Origin of the sequence: Paraburkholderia sp. BL10I2N1 (genome assembly GCF_004361815.1) — a bacterium.
GTDB lineage: Bacteria > Pseudomonadota > Gammaproteobacteria > Burkholderiales > Burkholderiaceae > Paraburkholderia.
This window is the reverse complement of the sequence record NZ_SNWA01000001.1, coordinates 1,834,585-1,851,097: the sequence shown is the minus strand read 5'-3', so window position 1 is coordinate 1,851,097 and position 16,513 is coordinate 1,834,585. Positions and strand designations below refer to the sequence as shown.

The window sequence follows — 16,513 nt, the reverse complement described above, 5'->3', positions numbered from 1 at the left end:
GCCGCTAGCGCCTCATTCATCGACCGATCGACCCGTAGTCATGGAGCTCCATGGAATCCATTCCCCTTGCCGCACAGGAACTGTCGACCGAGGATCTGAAAGCGCTGCGCCGCGCGAAACACGAACTCGAAAGTCCGGCGTTGACGATGAAGCTGGCGAGCATCGTCGGCGCGCCGCTCGAGAAGCTGCTCGCGAAAATGCCGGCCATCGCCAGCGAGAAGGTGAATGACGCCACCCAGGCGGCACTGCGCAAGTGTCTGCAGATTGCGTTGCGCACGCTCGGGCGCAACAACGGCGGGGAGGCAATCGCTGCACCGGACAAACCGAGCAACCTGCTGCACAAGTTCGCCGTGGCAACCACCGGCGCGGCGGGCGGCGCGTTCGGCCTGTTTGCGCTGCCAGTCGAGTTGCCCGTGACGACCACGCTGATGTTCCGTTCGATCTGCGATATCGCGCGCAGCGAAGGCGAGGACCTGTCGAGCGTCGATACACAACTGCAGTGCCTGACCGTACTCGGGATGGGCGGCGCGTCGAAGGCCGACGACGACGCCGACCTCGGCTACTTCATCGTGCGCGGCGCACTGGCTCAGGCGGTATCGAGAGCGACCTCGGAAATCACCACAAAGGGCGTGACGGCGCACGGCTCGGCGGCGCTCCTGCGGTTACTCAACGCGATCGCAGCGCGCTTCTCGGTGCAGGTGAGCGAACAGATCGCGGCGAAGTCGATTCCGGCGATCGGCGCCGTGCTGGGCGCGATGGTCAATACCGTATTCATCGACCATTTCCAGCAGGTGGCGCACGGCCATTTCACCGTGCGTCGGCTCGAGCGCCACTATGGGCAGCCTGCGGTCGAATCCGCCTATAAGGCAATCGACGTTTCGCTCGACGGCTGAGACGCACACGGCGCCGCAACCTGATTGACGAAGGCGGCAGCGCCATCGAGTGCCTCGCGGGACTCGGGAATGAATGGTGCAAAGATCTGCCAGGCGTGCGGCATGTTGTGCCAGATCTCGAACTCGACTGACACGCCAGCTGCACGCGCGCGCTCCGCCACGCGGCGCGCATCGTCGAGCAGCACCTCGGTGCTACCCGCCTGCACGAAAAGCGGCGGCAGACCGTGAAGGCCAGCATACAGCGGCGATGCGTACGGATGCGTGGCGGGCGTGTCGCCTAGATAGACCTGGGCGGCGCGGGCGATTGCCGGGCCGCTGAACATCGGGTCGACACCGTCGTTGGTGCGAATGGTCTCGCCGGTCGCGGCGAGATCAGTCCATGGCGAGAACAGCAGGCCACCCGCGGGCAAGGCATCGCCCGCGTCGCGCAACGCGACAAGCGTGGCCAGTGCAAGTCCGCCGCCCGCCGAATCCCCCGCGATCACGATTGATTCAGCGGGCGTGCCTGCGGCGAGTAGCTGGCGGTATGCGGCAACCGAGTCGTCGAGTGCCGCGGGAAAGCGGTGCTCCGGTGCAAGGCGGTAATCGAGCGAGAAGGTACGGACATTGGCTCGCCGTGCCAGCTCGAATACCAGCGAACGATGAGAGCGCGGCGAACAGAAGTAGTAGCCGCCGCCATGGAAATAGAGAATGGTCCGCGCGGGCGCCGGCCGCTTCGGGGCGGCGAGCGGTTCGAGCCATTCACCGCGCAGCGGCGCATCATCGATGCCATATTGCTCCCGCAACACCCAACCGCGCGGTACGCGAGGCGACCAGATCCGCTTCGCCGTCGTCTCGCGGGCATGTTCCACGCTGATCGTGGTGCTGAGTGTCTGCGGATAGAACCGCCTGCGCAGGAACCAGCACGCAAACGCACTTTGCCAGCTCATCGGGGCAACCTCCACGAACGGTAACCAGTCTGTCATGTTACGTTCGATTGCCCTCGAACTGATGATCGGCAGCTTCTAATCCGTGTCGCGCGCCTGGGTCGAACAGCCGACGGCCTCCCCGATCCAGTAGTCCGCCGTGATCCTCCGGCCGGTTGGCCCGTCAGGTCAGTTTGCCGGCAAAACCTGACCGCGAATCTCGCCGCTCGGATTTTCCGCGGTATGGATGTTGAAATACCACTGGCCAGCCATCAGATCCGTCACCTGCTGATCGGTCAACGTCGCGGATCCCTTGATCGGGCTCGCCAGTGCGCCCTTGCCGATCGGTACCTGAACCTTTGCATTCTGACCGACCGGGGCGGGACCGTGAAAATGCGCCATCGTCACCGGACCCGACAGGCCCTCGTAGGTGATAGTCCATTGCAGCGACTTCGTCGACGTATCGAAAGTGGCGTTCAGATCGCCGTGCCCGTGACTCACCCGCGGCGGCACTTCGCTCGAAGGTTCCAGATCCGCCTTCAGCGCGACGGTATCCGCGAATGCCGCCCCTGATGCGAGCGCCCACAGCACGAAAGCCAGATTCAGCTTGCGAATCGCAATCATTTTGTTCTCCTGGTCTCTTGGTATGGCAACGCACGTTAAGCGATCGACAGCAGCGCTCGCGCGGAGCCGTCACATATTAGTGCAAAATCCCCGCTGCCGTTCGCCGCTTCTCTCCGCCTCGCGGCCCATCGCTCAAGCATCCTTGCGTATATGCCAAGAGTTAATTGCGCGATTCGATCTCAATTTTTGCGCGCAGATTATGTACGCTTCTACAAGCGAGAAGCGACTCCTTCATCGAAGGATGTCTCCAAACCTTTAACGCGGCTTCGGCCGCGTTTTTTTTCGTCCTGACTTCTCTTTCACCGCGCGTTTTTCCCTCTGTCGAGGCTGAGTCGAGCAACTCCACATCGTCGATGTGTGCCAGCCGGTAGCGAATTTGCGCTTTGCCAGGCGCGCTACCTCGCTATGCCATCAGCGCGGACTGCTCCTCGATGCCGTCGAGCAGCGCTTCGCATTTCGCCACTAGCGATAGCCCCTCGGCGCGCAGTTGCCCGGGGGACCAGTCGTTCATGCCGCGACGGTACGCTTCAAGGAGTTCGATCAGCGGCGGATACTGCAGCACGCCCGCCGCACCCGCGACCCGGTGATGCCACGCCCTCAGGGCATCGACGTTGCCGTTTTCGACGCCCGCAAGCAGTGGCGGCAACGCGCGCAGATCGTCCCGGACCGCCAGTACAAACGCGGCCAGCAGCCCCTTGACGGTCGATTCGCTGCCCCAGAGTCGTTCCATATGACGAAGGTCGACAGGAACGAATGCGCGAGTGTCTGCAACTGACGTACCGCGTGAGGTGGACGCCGTCGTGGCTCCCGCCGTCGGTTGGCCGCCGGTATGGGCTGGCGCACCCGGCTGCCGCGCACTGTCGCCGCCGAACCACCTGGCCAGGTGGTCGCGCAACGTTGCAAGGCGCGTCGGCTTCACCAGGCAATCGTCCATGCCTGCTTCGCGGCATAGCCGCAGATCCTCCGGCGCCGTATTCGCCGTGATGCCGAGGATCGGGAGACGGGGCACCCCATCGTGCCGCTCCCGTTCACGCTCGCTTTCCCGCTCACGGATCTGACGCGCGAGCTCGTAGCCGGACAGATTCGGCATATGGCAGTCCGTGATGAGAAAGCCGTAGCGGGTGCGGCCGAGCGCGACGAGCGCCTCCGCGCCATCGTTCACCACGTCGCATGCGAAACCCAGCAGCGCCAGTTGATGGCGGATCAGCTCCTGATTGACGGGGTGATCTTCCGCAACTAGCACCAGCCGCCCACCGGCGATTGCGCGCTCGCGATCCGGCGCGGCCAGACCTGATTCAAGCTTGCCGACCGTGCGCACCGGGATGGCGGGCAGGCCGCTCAGTGCGGCAGCACAGGCAGCACCGAGGCCTCGCCAGGAAATCGGGTTCACGCTTAGACGGACAGTCTCGTCCACGACGCGATAACCCGTCATCTTCGGCTTTTCCGTCAGACGGATCACGCGGCTGAGCTGCAGGGCCTCGGTAGGTATCTCCAGCCCGTCGGCTACAAAAATCAGATCCGAGCCGGCAAGTGCCGCATGGGGGCCGCGCCTCAATACATCCGGCGATACGAAGCGCAACCGGATACCGAGCGCCTGCCCAAAATGCACGAGCGCCTGCGCGACATGCGCATCGCCGGTCACGACGACGCCATAGCTGCCACGCAACCGGCCAGCGGTATGGTGCCGCGCCTCGACAGGCATTGCGAGCCGGATGGCGATGCGCGTCCCCTCGCCCGGCTGACTCTGCAACTCCATGGTGCCGCCCATCAGGTCGACCAGCTTGCGGCAGATCGTGAGCCCGAGGCCCGTGCCGCCAAAGCGCCGCGTGGTCGATGACTCCGCCTGCACGAAAGGCTCGAACAGCTGTGCCTGGACGTGCGGCTCGATGCCGATGCCGGTGTCCTCGACGGAGATGGTGACGGTCTGGACCGCCTCGGTCTGTCCGTCGAGCGCCACGCGCACGTCAACCGCGCCGGCCGGCGTGAATTTGATTGCATTGCCGAGCAGGTTGAACAGGATCTGACGCAACCGCACGCTGTCGCCGCGCAGCGACGCCGCGATGCCCGGTTCGACATCGACGCGCACCTTCAACCCCTTTTCATGCGCTTGACCCGCGAGCAAACCCACAGCGTTATCGACGAGGTCGCGCACGTCGATCGGCTCCGATTCGATCGTCAGGCGCCCCGCTTCGATCTTCGAGTAGTCGAGCAGATCATCGAGAATCTGCAGCAGCGCGCCTGCGGACTCGTGAATCATGCGCAGCATTTCACCCTGATCCGCATTGAGCGGCGTCCGCTCCAGCACCTCGAGCAAACCGAGTACGCCGTTCATCGGTGTGCGGATTTCGTGACTCATCATCGCAAGGAAGTCGTCCTTCGCGCGCGATGCCGCCTCGGCGAAGTCGCGCGCACGTGCCAGCTCTTCGGCACGGGCGTGCTCGACGCTCGCGTCGACGCAATAGCCGCTCCACACGACGGCGCCGTCAGGCTCCCTGCGCGGCACCAGTTCCGCGCGCACCCAGCGGAAGCCGGATGCCCCGCCGTCGACGCGAAAATCGACGTGCGCCGGTTCCACCGAAGCTGCCGAGCGCTCGAGCTCTGCCATAACGAGCGGCAGGTCTTCGGCGTGCACCCAGCTGAAATCGACGCCAGGGTTTCTCAGGGCGCCGAAGTCGCCACCCAGCAGGCTTCGCCTGTCGCCGCCAATGCAAAGGAATGAATACGCGCCATCGGGATCGCGGCGCAGCTGGAACACCACGGCAGGCAAAAACCGGGTCATTTCATACAGACGACGCTCCGTATCGCGCACAACCACTTCTGTGGATATTGCGGAAACATCGGCAGAGATATCCACCACGGCGCCAAGCATATACGGCGGCATGCCGTCGATCCCGGCGCACATGCACGAGCAGAACACGCCGCGGTGAACCTCTCCTGCGTTCCCCGAGAACTCCAGTTCCACCTGTTGCCACTGCCCGCTTTCCAAAGTCCGCCGTGTAATGAGGTCAAGATTCTTGCTATTCAATGCGCCCCACGCCTGTACCTCGAGACTCGTTCGCCCGATGACAGCCTCCCGCGGCAGGCCGGTTGATTCCTCGTACGCGCGGTTGACGGCGATGTAGCGCCCATCGAGATCCTTCGCGACAAGCGGGTACGGCACGCTTTCCATTGATTGCCAGAATTTCAACTGCCCGGCGAATTCCCGTCTTGTGGACTCGCACCAGCCCACCTCGCTTCGCAGCGGCGCACAAGCTCGCAGCGCTTTGGCCGCCAATCGCTTACCCAGGCTCAGCACGTCTGCCCTCCTCATGTATTTATGTCGGCATGAAGTCACAGCGCCGCTCAACGCAGTCTTGAAGGGGGGTTGTATCACCACTCACGTCATTCGCATATCTAAATTAAAGTGAGATAGAGATACGCACCAGTTCCTACCACTGTGCACACCCAAAGTATGGGGCGCAACGTTGATCTGACTAATCGGAACATTCTTAAATCGTCCCATCTTCCTTGACCCACCTACCCAGAGTTTCCAAGGACGCCTGACACTGCAACTCAGGTCAAACCGATCTGACGCGCGTAGTCAGCGAGTTCGATCTCCGTTTCAAGCCCGAGCTTGCGCATCGCGCTGCGCTTTTGCGTACTGATGGTTTTGCCACTGCGATCGAGATTCTGCGCAATCTGGCGGATGGTCATTCCATGCGCATACATCTGAAACACCTTCCATTCCTGGGCACTCAGAACGCCCACCTTGACGTTCGACATCCGGTCCACTGCGCTCAAGGCCCTGCATGCATGCCCGGAAAGATAGATCGTGCCTGAGAAGGCACATTCGATTGCCTCGGTCAGTGAACCTGCAACGTCGCGTTTGTCGACTATCGCCGTTACCCCCAGATGCATCAACCCCATCAGCGTGCGCGCGTGATGGATCATCGTGAGCACCACCACGGATGGATAGCGCCCGCCACGCAGCACCCTGCGCAATAACAACGCCGCGGTACCCTCGCCGTTCATGCCTGTCATGCCGATGTCGGAAACGATCACGTCGCAAGGCCGACTGTCGAGCAGTTCGGCTAGCGCCTGCGCACTGGCCGCCTCGCCGACCAGCGATATGTGCGGCGCCGCCTGTAACAGGCTGCCGACGCCCCGGAGCACGCAACTGTGGTCGTCCGCAATGATGACGCGAATAGTGTCTTTCATCCCGTTGTGCTCGTGTGATTGCGCGTCCCGGCTCGGCCCACCAGCGGCCCCGGCCCAGTCCGTGTCTCGCGGTTCCCCGATCGCGGCTGGATATCGACCGAGGCGCCGAGGCGCCGGGTCAGCGCATGTTCTGCGAGAGAGCGTCGGTTACCACGCCGTGGTCCACTGCGAAGCGGAACAGTTCGACATCGCTATGCAGTGCGAGCTTTTTCATCGCCGTGCATTTCTGCGCGCTGATGGTCTTGACGCTGCGCCCCAGCTGCGCGGCGATTTCCGTCACACCGAGCCCGGCGGCGTAGTGTGTGAATACCTCCATCTCCCGCCGCGAGAGCAACTGGCGAACCTGATCGAGACGCCGCTCCCGCGATGCGTCCGCCAGTTGCGTTCGCACCGCCGGACCGAGATAGCTCTCGCGCGCAAGCGCCGTGACGATCGCAACGTGAATCAGGTCAATACGATCGCGTTTGCTGATCACCGCATTCGCGCCGAAAGCAACCGTCTTCTGCAATGCGTCGGCTTCGCACTCCATGGTGAGAACCACCAGCGCGAGCTGCGGGAAGCGCGCCCTGAAGCGTCCGACCGCCTCGATTCCGTCTCCGTGTGCGCCGCCTGGCATATGCAGATCCATCACGACCAGATCGCACGCAACACGTTCCGCCTCGGCAAAGAGTTCATTCGAATCCGATGCGCGGCCGACGATTTCCATGTTTGGAAAACCCGACAGCAGGTTTTCCATCGCAAGCAGGATAAGGGGATGGTCGTCCGCGATGAGGGCGCGTATCGGTGGTATCGGTGGTATTGGTGATATCTGTGCAGCGACACCGTGACAGGCAGTCATGAATCTCTTCTCCGCAGGTCTTGCACGCCGATGGCCCTTTCGCGGGGCAGTCGACCTGACATGACGAGAATCAGGTATTTGCTAACCGACAGACATAAGATTGCTCTGAAATGGCTTCAGTCTCGTTGTGCTCTCACGATTGGCGCCGTGATCGAATGTGGTTTCAACCCATGCCGTGTGCGCGTACGAACGCGAAGAGACCCGGATCGTTGTTCACGCCGAGCTTCGCCATCGCATCGCGCTTTTGCCGGCTGACGGTTCGCACGTTACGGTCGAGTTTGCGCGCGATCTCGCTGATCGTCAGACCGCGCATAAACATACCGAGCACTTCGGTTTCTCGCGGCGACAATCGCGGCACGGATGCGAGGGCGGTCGCCCCGGTGCCCGCCTGCGCGAGCGTGTCGCGAATCGACTTGCTGACGTAGGTTCGGCCGAGTCCCGCAGCGCGGACCGCTGCGGCCAGTTCTTCCATCGACTCGATCTTGTTGAGTACGCCAGGCACCCCGTCGGCCATGATCGAGCGCAGGATGCCCGCGTTCGTGAGACCCGTCAGCACGACGATACGCACCGAAGGCCATTCGCGGCGGACGCGCCGTATGAGACGCAGACCGTCTTCGCCAAAGGCTCCCGGCTCCGGCATTGTCAGATCGGTAATGAGCACGTCGCAGGCCGTGGTACCAAGCAGTGCGATCAGCGACGTGGGACCGGAGGCCTCCCCCACGACGGTAATGCCGTCGTGCAGCTCAAGCGCCGCGCGCACGCCGATCAGGACGAAAGGATGGTCGTCCGCCAGGACGACTCGAAGGTTGACCATGTTCTCTCCATATCGGTGCCGGTATGCAGCGCGTCAGGGAACGCACTGCGAGGAAGCCTGCCCGCCGCGTCGCTCTGGGAGCCGCGGCAGGAGAGGCGCGCCTAATCAGACCACCGCGTGCAAAGACCAGGAATTGGAGATTTCTGAATCGGATGAGAAATGGCCATTCGGCCAGGGACGCCCTTGCGGGAACGAATGCACGCTCATGCACCGGCCCGCACCACGCACCTCGCGATCACGGCGCGCGGAAAGACCGGCAGCGCAATCAGCGCGCACAGGCTGCCCATCGCCCAGACAGCCGGCCAGGAGCCGACCGACAGAACCAGCGGAATCGCGAGGGGCGTCAGAAACATCGTCATGAACACGCACGTGTTGCCGATCGCCAGCGCGGTGCCGGCGCGATGGGTACCTGCAAGCGTCGCAAGCTCCGTATAAGCCACACCATGCCATGCCGACGCACAGACGCCGCCCAGCACGATCATCGCTGCGAACGCGACCGCCATCAGCGGATGCGGCGCCGGCACACCCGCGACAAGCAGCGCGAGCGGCGCGAAAGCCAGCGCGATAATCAGGCTGCACGCACGCATGTAGGCGCGGCGGTTGCCCCGACGGTCCGTCCAGTGTCCGCTCCAGACGCGCATCACCGCCGCACCGGTCTGCACCGCCGCCATGGTCACGCTGGTGATCAACACGCCCGCATGACTGAAGTCATGCAGGAAGACGGTGGCAAACGTAATCACCGACAACTGCGGTACGCACAGCACGCCCATTCCCAGCGCCATGCGCCAGATAGCGATGTCGAGCAGTGGCGAGCTAGCTGGCTCGCCCGCTAGCAACGCGTCGGCAGTCGCAGCACCCGCTGCACGCTCGGCGGCCGGGGGCTCGGGCTCATGCAACCAGAGCCATGCGAACGCAGCCGTGAGCGCGCACAGGCCGGCCAGCACGCTGTACACCATCGTAAAGCCGTGCCACGCCGCCAGCGCCGGCAACGCCATCGCCCCGAGGCCCCCGCCCGCGGGCACTGCCGTTTGCCGGATGCTCATCGCAAGGCCGCGCTCACCTTCCCGGAACCACGCCATCACCGCCCGGCCACTCGAGCCGTTGACGCTGCCGCCGAGCACGCCGACCAGCAACAACCCCACCGCCAGCGCTACGACGCCCGGCGCATGCGCGGCGCCAGGTGAAACGAACGCAGCCATCGCGGCGAGCGCTGCCGCCGTCAATCCCAGACCCAGCAGCAGGACGCGCCGGTCACCCCAGCGATCGGTCAGCAAACCCCACGGCAACTCGCTAACCGCAATGCCCAGCCCGAGCATGCCTAACAGCATGCCGAGTTCGTGGTTGCCGACGTGATAGCCCGAACGGATAAACACAGCGGTCGTCGGAATGCCGGAAAAAGCCGCGGAAAAACTCGCATTCGCCGCAAAGCCGACACCCAGCACCTTCCACCGATGGCTGGGTCCGCGCGGCTCACGCGCGGCCTGCAACAAACTGCTGCCCATATGACCTCCCCAAGCGATCGAATCGAGGTGATGCTACGGCTGGACCATGTATCGGAAAAGCTGGAAAATAAGATGACTTCCATCGGAGATTCCGAATCATGAGCCAGCGCGGATTCGATCTGGGCCAGTTGCGCACTTTCGTTGCCGTCGCGGAAGCCGGCACGGTTTCGGCGGCAGCGGAGCGGGTGTTCCTGTCTCAGTCGTCGGTAAGCGAACAGCTGAAAAAGCTCGAGGAACGCGCCGGCCAGCCGCTTTTCGTGCGCAGCAAGCAGGGCGTCACCGCGACGCCCGCCGGTACGAAGCTGCTGGAACACGCACGCCGGATCATCGCGATGAGCGAGGCAGCGTTCGAAGACCTGCAGGGGCGGTCGCTCGACGGCGAACTGCGCATCGCAATCACCGACTACTATCGCCCGCACGAAATCGCACGTGTGCTGAAGAGCTTTTCGGAGCAGCATCCGCGTCTGCGTCTGCATGTGACGGTGCTGCCGAGCGCGGTGATCGACAGCGACGCCGGCGACGGCGCGACGTTCGACATCGGTCTTTCGTTGCGGATCGCCACGCAGGACAGCCGTCGCGCGGCCGCAGGCAGCGGACGGTTGAAGGGTTCAGTGATCCGGCGCGAAAAGCTGGTGTGGGTCACGTCGGCAGACGCCGACCCGCGCATCTCGACGCCGTATCCGCTCGTGCTGCTACCGGGCACTTGCCAGTTGCAGCGCTTTGTCGTGAAGCTGCTCGACGAACGCAAGGTGCCGTATCTGATTTCACATTCCGCATCGGGCGTAGCGGGGCTTCAGCTCGCGCTGAAGGCGGGCCTCGGAATCTCGTGTCTGAACGAGTCGTCGATCGGTGCGGGTCTCGCGGCGTGTCCGCCGACGGTGCGCCTGCCGGTGCTACCGGCCGTGGAGTTTCATCTGCTGCCGGGCCGGATCGGCGAGACCGAACTCGTCACCAACGCGCGTGCCGCGCTCACCCGGCTTTTCAGCTAGCGCGGGCGCTGCCGCGCGGAAGTCGACCCGGCACGCCGCCGGGAACGGGCGCACTGAGCGGGAGTCCGTTGCAATCAGGACGCCGCGGGCACCGGAAGACGCGCCGCGCCACGCGGACGCTCCTTCAGGCGGGCGTGCGCGCTGGCCGCCGACCCTGCGTCGGTGCGGAACACCGCGACCGCCGCTGTCAGACGCCGCGCCTGATCTTCAAGCGAACTGGCAGCAGCCGCAGCCTGTTCGACGAGCGCCGCGTTCTGCTGCGTCACCTCGTCCATCTGGGCGACGGCCAGATTGACCTGATCGATACCGGTGCTCTGCTCCGACGCCGCCGCGGCAATTTCGCTCATGATTGCGCTGACGCGGGCGATCGCGTTGACGATCTCCGTCATCGTCGTACCCGAGCGTTGGACCAGGTCCTCGCCCTCGACGACGCGCGCCGTGGAATGGCTGATCAAGCCTTTGATCTCCTTCGCCGCAGCGGCGCTGCGCTGGGCGAGCGAGCGCACTTCGCTCGCGACGACCGCGAAGCCGCGTCCCTGCTCGCCGGCACGGGCCGCTTCGACTGCCGCATTGAGCGCGAGAATGTTCGTCTGGAACGCAATGCCTTCGATCACGCCGATGATGTCGCCGATCTTGCGCGAGTCGCTGACGATCTGACTCATCGTGCCCACCACCTGCTGCGTCAGGTCGCCACCCTGCGCCGCGAGTGTCGATGCACCCTGCGCGAGCGAGCTGGCCTGCTTCGCGTTTTCGGCCGTCTGCTTGACCGTCGAAGTGAGTTCCTCGATGCTCGCAGCGGTTTCTTCGAGCGAGGCTGCCTGCTCTTCGGTGCGTTGCGACAGGTCGGTGTTGCCCGAGGCGATTTCGCTGACGCCGGTATCGATTGACTCCGTGCCGCTGCGCACCGTGTTGACCGTCGCGATCAGCGAGTCCTGCATCTTGCGCAGGGCGGCCGCGAGGCGACCCATTTCGTTGTCGCCGTTCACCGCGACGCGGCCCGTCAGGTCGCCGTCCGCAATGCGCTGGAACTGCGCGATCGTGGCGTTGACCGGATGTACGATGGCCCGCACCAGCGCGACCCGGCCGAACCACGCGAAGAGCAGCGTCAGCAACATGCCCACCGCGACGGCAATGCTGACCACGTTGAAGCGGTCCTGCGCGTCCTCATAGCGTTGTTCGCCATGGTCGAGCTGCAGCTTCTCCAGCACGAGCATGGCTTTTTCATAGCCGTTGTACAGCGCCGGCAGCTTGTGCGCCTGCAGTTGCTGGAAGGCAGTCTTGTCGCCGGACTTCAACGCCGCGAGCGCCGGATCGACCCCTTCGTGCAGGAACGCGTCGCGCTTGTCCTGCATGTCCTTGATGAGGCGCTGCTCATCCGGGTCCGTACCCGCGCGGCCCAGATAGTGGGCAAGGCGATCGTTCGACAGTTTCAGATACTGGTCAAAGCGCTTCAGCACCGCATTCGCACCGTCCTGGTCGTTCAGGTCGACCAGCGATGCATACGTCGCAAGCGCCAGCCGAAGACGCAGCAACTGTCCGGCGCTGCCTTCGAGATCCGCGACCGCGGGCGTATCGACCGTGTACATCTGCTGCAGCGATTCGTTGCTGGCGCGCAGCGACAACAGGCCGGCTGCCGCGCCGATGAGCAGCACGACCCCGAAGAAGGCGATCATCAGGCTCAGGTACGCGCGAATCGACAGGTTCTTCAACATGCTTTCGTCTCCATGGTGCCGCCCGGCAGGTTCGGGCGCGCAGGTGCGCGGCGCCGAGATCGCCGCGCTGCATCCCGGCTGCCCTGCGCCGTCCGCCTTTTGTGTTAAGCGGACGCAACATGACTGGTTGTCGGCGCGTTCGCAAAAAACTTTACGGGTCGCGAACTTACCCATACTCCGCGGTCGTCTCGTCGCGAGCAGGTTCGTCCTGAAAACTTTCTGCGTTTGCGGTTTCTGTCAGGTGAGATCGAACTCGATGCTGCCGATGCCCTCAATCGCGCCGCGCACCCTGCCCGGTCCCTCGGGAAAGTACATTCCGGTGTACGAGCCCGTGGTCAGCATCGAACGCGCGGGAATCGTCTGCCCACCCTGCAACGCCCGCCCAACGAGCCACACGATCAGCCGGCGCGGATCGCCCGCCGGATTGCTCGCGCGTCCGCTGAAGATTTCCTGCTCGCCGCTATAAAAGCGGACCTCAGGTGCAACGAAGTCGAAGCGGCGGTCGTAACGAACCGTGTCGCCGGTCACGAGCGCTCCGTTGTTCTGCAGGTCCGCCAGCTGCGCGAGCTTGTCTACCTGCGGCCACGCCTTGAAGCGGCTGTCGACCACCTCGACCACGACGGACATCGTGTCGATCGCATCGAGAATATCGTCGGTGCGTTCGGCAAACGTGCGGTCGATGTCGGTGGCAAAGCTGAACGCGATCTCCAGTTCGAGTCCGGTGCGCGCATAGTCGGCCCGATGCACGCCGTTGGCGGCGCCGAACACCTTCGATGCGGGCAGCGGCGCGCATTGCGGCTCATCGGTTGGCGACTTCGCGCCGATCTTGTAGCCCGCGCCGCCGCCGAGGCCGGCGATGGTGAGGCGCTGCACGAGATACCCGTCAGCGGGGCTGACAGGTTTCAGCTCCTCAGGGAGGCTGTCGATCAGCGTGTGCGTGCGACGCGCTTCGATAAAGCGCGCCGCGAGAGATTCCATCGATGTCATGGTGATACGCCTCCTTGCTGGCGAGGAAATCGATTGCAGCCTGCGCGCCGCCCGGACGATGTGGCGCGCCTGCCTTGATGAGACCCGCTTCGCTGCCCGCGAGCGAGCCGGGCAGCGTGGGAACGTTGAAGTTTCCCCATATTCTTTACCGCCGCACGTAATTTTGAATTTTGCATACAATAACCATCTCATTTGACGATTGCAAACGTTTTTCGGGCGAGGTCTTTGCGCCGCGCGCGGACGCTTCTCCATCGGCGCTCTTGGCTCCTGTGCACGCGATGCGTCGTCCTTGCGCGGCGGCGCGTCCGGGCTTGTCCGCGCCGCCGCGTTAGCGGAAAGTAGCGAAGCATCGCTTTTCGCGTCCTTTCCCTGGAGCCCACGCGCATGGCCGAGGTGGTGTCCGCACTGATCGTGTTCGTCCTGCTTCTGGCGGGCACCGGCGTCGGCGTTCTCGTCCGGCCGATGCTGCCCGAAGAGCACAAGGCGCACGAAACCGTACAGCTGATTCAGTTGGTGATCGGCATGCTGGTGACGTTCGCGGCGCTCGTGCTCGGTCTGATGACCGCCTCCGCCAAGGCCAGCTTCGACACCGCCAGTAACGATTTCCGCGCCTACGCCGCCGACCTGATCCAGCTGAACGTCAGACTGCGTGACTACGGTCCGGATACGGATCGGGCACGCACTCTGCTGCGCGCATACACCGCCGCCGCCATTGCGTCGACGTGGCCCCAGGAGCCGCTTCCTCCCGGTAACGACTACCCCAAAGACATCTCGCAGGGTGGCAACCCTGAGCAGTTGGAGAGCGTCACCCTCGGAGACATGCTCGATATGATCGAACGCGAGATACGCGGGCTCAGCTCGCACGACGCGTTTAACCAGCGTCTGGCCGATGACAGTCTCGCGCAATTCCTCGCCCTGAGGCAGGCTCGCTGGAAGCTGATCGAGGAAGCGCACAGCTCGATTTCGCAACCGTTCTTCAAGACCTTGACCTTCTGGCTGTTCGTGATCTTCCTGTCGTTCGGTCTGATCGCGCCGCGCAATGCGCTCGCAATGGTGACGATCACACTCGGTGCACTGTCAATTGCTTCGGCGGTCTATGTAATCGTCGATCTCGATACGCCGTTTACCGGACCGATCGTCATCTCAAGTCAGCCGATGCGCGATGCGCTGATGCATCTGAACCGCTAGCTTGTACACGACGTTCCAGCGTAACGGGCGTCGCCCGGTTAGCCGGAGCGGCAGCAGCTGCGCGAGACTTCACATCTCGTCGTGACGAGAACAAGGCAGGAACGAAACATGCTTTGTTAAAGATAACGAAGGTTCTGTCGATATACAGACAGGGGGCAGCCCAATGCGGTTGAGCATCAAAAATTTCAGCCAACAGCTGTGTTTGTGCGCTCGGGAGCGTACAGACCGCGACGCGTCGCACGAGCACATTGGAGACGCGTGGACAGACAAAAGTCTGCGCCCGATACAACGCCAGTTGTTGCTATTTCGCCAAACATTAACACCAGCGGCCAGTTCGGACCTATAGTTAAAGTGCTTTCTTAAGTTTGGTGTGCGGTGCGGGGAGGTAGCCATGAAACGCAGAACAGCGCGGCAACTTGTTCATCTGCTTTCCGACATGCGGCATTCAGCCCATTGCCGGATGCTCAGGGCGGCGGCGGCCAGCGAAGAACTGGATCGCGTCCTGAATGAAAAAGAGCAGGAACCTGTGGACCCACAAGAAGATTCACGCAGTACGCGTCAGGATGTGTTTGCTGGAGCCCAACATGAAAAACTCCAATGAGCTGTCCCTGCGCCGACAGGTCGAGAAATGGCTTGCACCGGGGCCAACGATTCCGGTTCATGTGACCCAGTTCAGCCGCACACGGCGGGGTCGCAGACGTTACGTGTGTGTCGAGACGTCGTTGCCCGCCGGGTCACGCGCCCTGTTTTTCTTCAGGCATGCAGACGGTCAGTGGTGTGTGTTTCCGCCCGCCGCCGACAGTCCGGAACTTCGCTTCACCTAAGCCCTTCGGCCCACATCCGCTGATACACCAGCAGGTCCAGTGACGGTGCCTTGCCAGCGAGGCTGGTGAGCATCGTATGGACCTGCGCGCGATGATGCGTCTGGTGATTGAACCAGTGCGCAAGCCCGGGCGCCACTGCCTGCACCTTTACCTCCGGTGACGACACCCTCCGATCGCTGATCACGCCATCCAGCGCCGCCTCATCGAGCGATACGACGTACGCGGTAATGCGCCGGTCTTCCTGCTCGCGCGCGCGGCACAGTTCGCCGGCTTCAGCAGATCGATGTGCCATCCGAGTACGGTGAACTCGCGGCTTGGGTGGAGCGGCTCGGCCGCATAGGCGAGAGCGGGAAACGGATATAAAAGAAAAACCCCGCTGTGGAGCGGGGCTGATCTTTACACTTTTCGGTTACGAGAAGTCAGAACGGAATATCGTCATCCATCTCGTCGAACCCGCCGCCTGCCGGCGCGCTCGGACGGCTCGACCCACCGCCGCCCGCACCGCCACGCGGAGCACCGCCGCCCGCAGCAGCACGACCGCCGCCACCGCCGCTACGTTCCGACGGCTCACGGCTATAACCGCCGTCGTCACCGCCGCCGCCCATCGAACCGCCGCGGCCACCCAGCATTTGCATCTGCTCAGCGACGATCTCCGTCGAGTACCGGTCCGTACCGTCCTGCGCCTGCCACTTGCGCGTGCGGATGCGGCCTTCGATGTACACCGACGAACCTTTCTTGAGGTACTCGTTCACGATTTCCGCGAGGCGGCCAAAGAACGACACGCGATGCCATTCCGTCGCTTCCTTCATTTCGCCTGATGTCTTGTCCTTGTAGCGGTCAGTCGTCGCGAGACGGATGTTGGCCACAGCGTCGCCGCTCGGCAGATAACGGACCTCGGGATCGGCTCCGAGATTGCCGACGAGAATGACCTTGTTCACGGATGCCATGAGTTTCTCCAGTTGATTCCGTTTCAGGCGGGGCGGCAGCGCATGTTTTCATCGTAGGGTCCGGCTGACCGAAGATCGAAAACTGCGCGGCAG

General features: G+C 63.4%; 15 protein-coding genes and 1 pseudogene. 5 read left to right on the top strand and 11 right to left on the bottom strand.

The window, feature by feature from the left end:
- The first annotated feature begins 50 nt into the window (after window positions 1–50).
- On the top strand, window positions 51–893 hold the full coding sequence (locus B0G77_RS08665; RefSeq protein ID WP_133661763.1) for an EcsC family protein: 843 nt from the start codon (window positions 51–53) through the stop codon (window positions 891–893).
- Here the strand turns inward: B0G77_RS08665 and B0G77_RS08660 are convergent.
- The 7 genes and pseudogenes from B0G77_RS08660 to B0G77_RS08630 all read right to left on the bottom strand — a co-directional run bounded on the left by B0G77_RS08660 (window position 860) and on the right by B0G77_RS08630 (window position 9,773).
- Entirely contained in the window at window positions 860–1,822 is a 963-nt protein-coding gene (locus B0G77_RS08660; protein WP_133664076.1) for an alpha/beta hydrolase, read from the bottom strand. The two genes, B0G77_RS08665 and B0G77_RS08660, sit on opposite strands and share 34 nt — an antisense overlap.
- Before the next feature lie 165 nt (window positions 1,823–1,987).
- Complete coding sequence (locus tag B0G77_RS08655) at window positions 1,988–2,422, bottom strand: CHRD domain-containing protein (protein WP_133661762.1); 435 nt, start codon at window positions 2,420–2,422, stop codon at window positions 1,988–1,990.
- A 403-nt stretch (window positions 2,423–2,825) separates the two neighbouring features.
- Window positions 2,826–5,612, bottom strand: a pseudogene (locus tag B0G77_RS08650) (ATP-binding protein); the annotation flags it as partial.
- 362 nt (window positions 5,613–5,974) lie between these two features.
- Window positions 5,975–6,619: a response regulator transcription factor gene (locus B0G77_RS08645; protein ID WP_133661760.1), complete on the bottom strand. Its 645-nt coding sequence runs from the start codon at window positions 6,617–6,619 to the stop codon at window positions 5,975–5,977.
- Between the two features lie 118 nt (window positions 6,620–6,737).
- On the bottom strand, window positions 6,738–7,457 hold the full coding sequence (locus tag B0G77_RS08640; RefSeq protein ID WP_133661759.1) for a response regulator transcription factor: 720 nt from the start codon (window positions 7,455–7,457) through the stop codon (window positions 6,738–6,740).
- Window positions 7,458–7,620: 163 nt separating this feature from the next.
- The gene (locus B0G77_RS08635; protein WP_133661758.1) at window positions 7,621–8,271 is read right to left on the bottom strand and encodes a response regulator transcription factor; all 651 of its coding nucleotides are present in this window, start codon (window positions 8,269–8,271) and stop codon (window positions 7,621–7,623) included.
- A gap of 203 nt (window positions 8,272–8,474) precedes the next feature.
- On the bottom strand, window positions 8,475–9,773 hold the full coding sequence (locus B0G77_RS08630; RefSeq protein WP_133661757.1) for an MFS transporter: 1,299 nt from the start codon (window positions 9,771–9,773) through the stop codon (window positions 8,475–8,477).
- A 98-nt stretch (window positions 9,774–9,871) separates the two neighbouring features.
- On the opposite strand from B0G77_RS08630, the gene B0G77_RS08625 reads away from it, so the two are divergent.
- The gene (locus B0G77_RS08625; RefSeq protein ID WP_133661756.1) at window positions 9,872–10,762 is read left to right on the top strand and encodes a LysR family transcriptional regulator; all 891 of its coding nucleotides are present in this window, start codon (window positions 9,872–9,874) and stop codon (window positions 10,760–10,762) included.
- 74 nt (window positions 10,763–10,836) lie between these two features.
- On the opposite strand, the gene B0G77_RS08620 is transcribed toward B0G77_RS08625, so the two are convergent.
- Entirely contained in the window at window positions 10,837–12,474 is a 1,638-nt protein-coding gene (locus B0G77_RS08620; RefSeq protein ID WP_133661755.1) for a methyl-accepting chemotaxis protein, read from the bottom strand.
- 237 nt (window positions 12,475–12,711) lie between these two features.
- Window positions 12,712–13,461, bottom strand: a complete 750-nt coding sequence (locus tag B0G77_RS08615) for a hypothetical protein (protein ID WP_133661754.1) — start codon at window positions 13,459–13,461, stop codon at window positions 12,712–12,714.
- Between the two features lie 384 nt (window positions 13,462–13,845).
- On the opposite strand from B0G77_RS08615, the gene B0G77_RS08610 reads away from it, so the two are divergent.
- The 3 genes from B0G77_RS08610 to B0G77_RS08600 all read left to right on the top strand — a co-directional run bounded on the left by B0G77_RS08610 (window position 13,846) and on the right by B0G77_RS08600 (window position 15,473).
- Window positions 13,846–14,649, top strand: coding sequence for a DUF4239 domain-containing protein (locus B0G77_RS08610; RefSeq protein WP_133661753.1), 804 nt, complete (start codon window positions 13,846–13,848; stop codon window positions 14,647–14,649).
- Window positions 14,650–15,040: 391 nt separating this feature from the next.
- Window positions 15,041–15,250, top strand: coding sequence for a hypothetical protein (locus B0G77_RS08605; protein WP_133661752.1), 210 nt, complete (start codon window positions 15,041–15,043; stop codon window positions 15,248–15,250).
- Window positions 15,234–15,473, top strand: a complete 240-nt coding sequence (locus tag B0G77_RS08600) for a hypothetical protein (RefSeq protein WP_133661751.1) — start codon at window positions 15,234–15,236, stop codon at window positions 15,471–15,473. The genes B0G77_RS08605 and B0G77_RS08600 overlap by 17 nt, the downstream gene beginning before the upstream one ends.
- Here the strand turns inward: B0G77_RS08600 and B0G77_RS08595 are convergent.
- Both B0G77_RS08595 and B0G77_RS08590 read right to left on the bottom strand, forming a co-directional pair.
- Window positions 15,466–15,765: a DinB family protein gene (locus tag B0G77_RS08595; RefSeq protein WP_133661750.1), complete on the bottom strand. Its 300-nt coding sequence runs from the start codon at window positions 15,763–15,765 to the stop codon at window positions 15,466–15,468. The two genes, B0G77_RS08600 and B0G77_RS08595, sit on opposite strands and share 8 nt — an antisense overlap.
- Before the next feature lie 127 nt (window positions 15,766–15,892).
- Complete coding sequence (locus tag B0G77_RS08590; protein WP_133661749.1) at window positions 15,893–16,420, bottom strand: single-stranded DNA-binding protein; 528 nt, start codon at window positions 16,418–16,420, stop codon at window positions 15,893–15,895.
- Window positions 16,421–16,513 lie beyond the last annotated feature (93 nt).

Coding starts and splice junctions, on each gene's coding strand:
- B0G77_RS08665 (WP_133661763.1), top strand. CDS start 51: ATGGAATCCATTCCCCTTGCCGCACAGGAACTGTCGACCGAGGATCTG.
- B0G77_RS08660 (WP_133664076.1), bottom strand. CDS start 1,822: ATGAGCTGGCAAAGTGCGTTTGCGTGCTGGTTCCTGCGCAGGCGGTTC.
- B0G77_RS08655 (WP_133661762.1), bottom strand. CDS start 2,422: ATGATTGCGATTCGCAAGCTGAATCTGGCTTTCGTGCTGTGGGCGCTC.
- B0G77_RS08645 (WP_133661760.1), bottom strand. CDS start 6,619: ATGAAAGACACTATTCGCGTCATCATTGCGGACGACCACAGTTGCGTG.
- B0G77_RS08640 (WP_133661759.1), bottom strand. CDS start 7,457: ATGACTGCCTGTCACGGTGTCGCTGCACAGATATCACCAATACCACCG.
- B0G77_RS08635 (WP_133661758.1), bottom strand. CDS start 8,271: ATGGTCAACCTTCGAGTCGTCCTGGCGGACGACCATCCTTTCGTCCTG.
- B0G77_RS08630 (WP_133661757.1), bottom strand. CDS start 9,773: ATGGGCAGCAGTTTGTTGCAGGCCGCGCGTGAGCCGCGCGGACCCAGC.
- B0G77_RS08625 (WP_133661756.1), top strand. CDS start 9,872: ATGAGCCAGCGCGGATTCGATCTGGGCCAGTTGCGCACTTTCGTTGCC.
- B0G77_RS08620 (WP_133661755.1), bottom strand. CDS start 12,474: ATGTTGAAGAACCTGTCGATTCGCGCGTACCTGAGCCTGATGATCGCC.
- B0G77_RS08615 (WP_133661754.1), bottom strand. CDS start 13,461: ATGACATCGATGGAATCTCTCGCGGCGCGCTTTATCGAAGCGCGTCGC.
- B0G77_RS08610 (WP_133661753.1), top strand. CDS start 13,846: ATGGCCGAGGTGGTGTCCGCACTGATCGTGTTCGTCCTGCTTCTGGCG.
- B0G77_RS08605 (WP_133661752.1), top strand. CDS start 15,041: ATGAAACGCAGAACAGCGCGGCAACTTGTTCATCTGCTTTCCGACATG.
- B0G77_RS08600 (WP_133661751.1), top strand. CDS start 15,234: ATGAAAAACTCCAATGAGCTGTCCCTGCGCCGACAGGTCGAGAAATGG.
- B0G77_RS08595 (WP_133661750.1), bottom strand. CDS start 15,765: ATGGCACATCGATCTGCTGAAGCCGGCGAACTGTGCCGCGCGCGCGAG.
- B0G77_RS08590 (WP_133661749.1), bottom strand. CDS start 16,420: ATGGCATCCGTGAACAAGGTCATTCTCGTCGGCAATCTCGGAGCCGAT.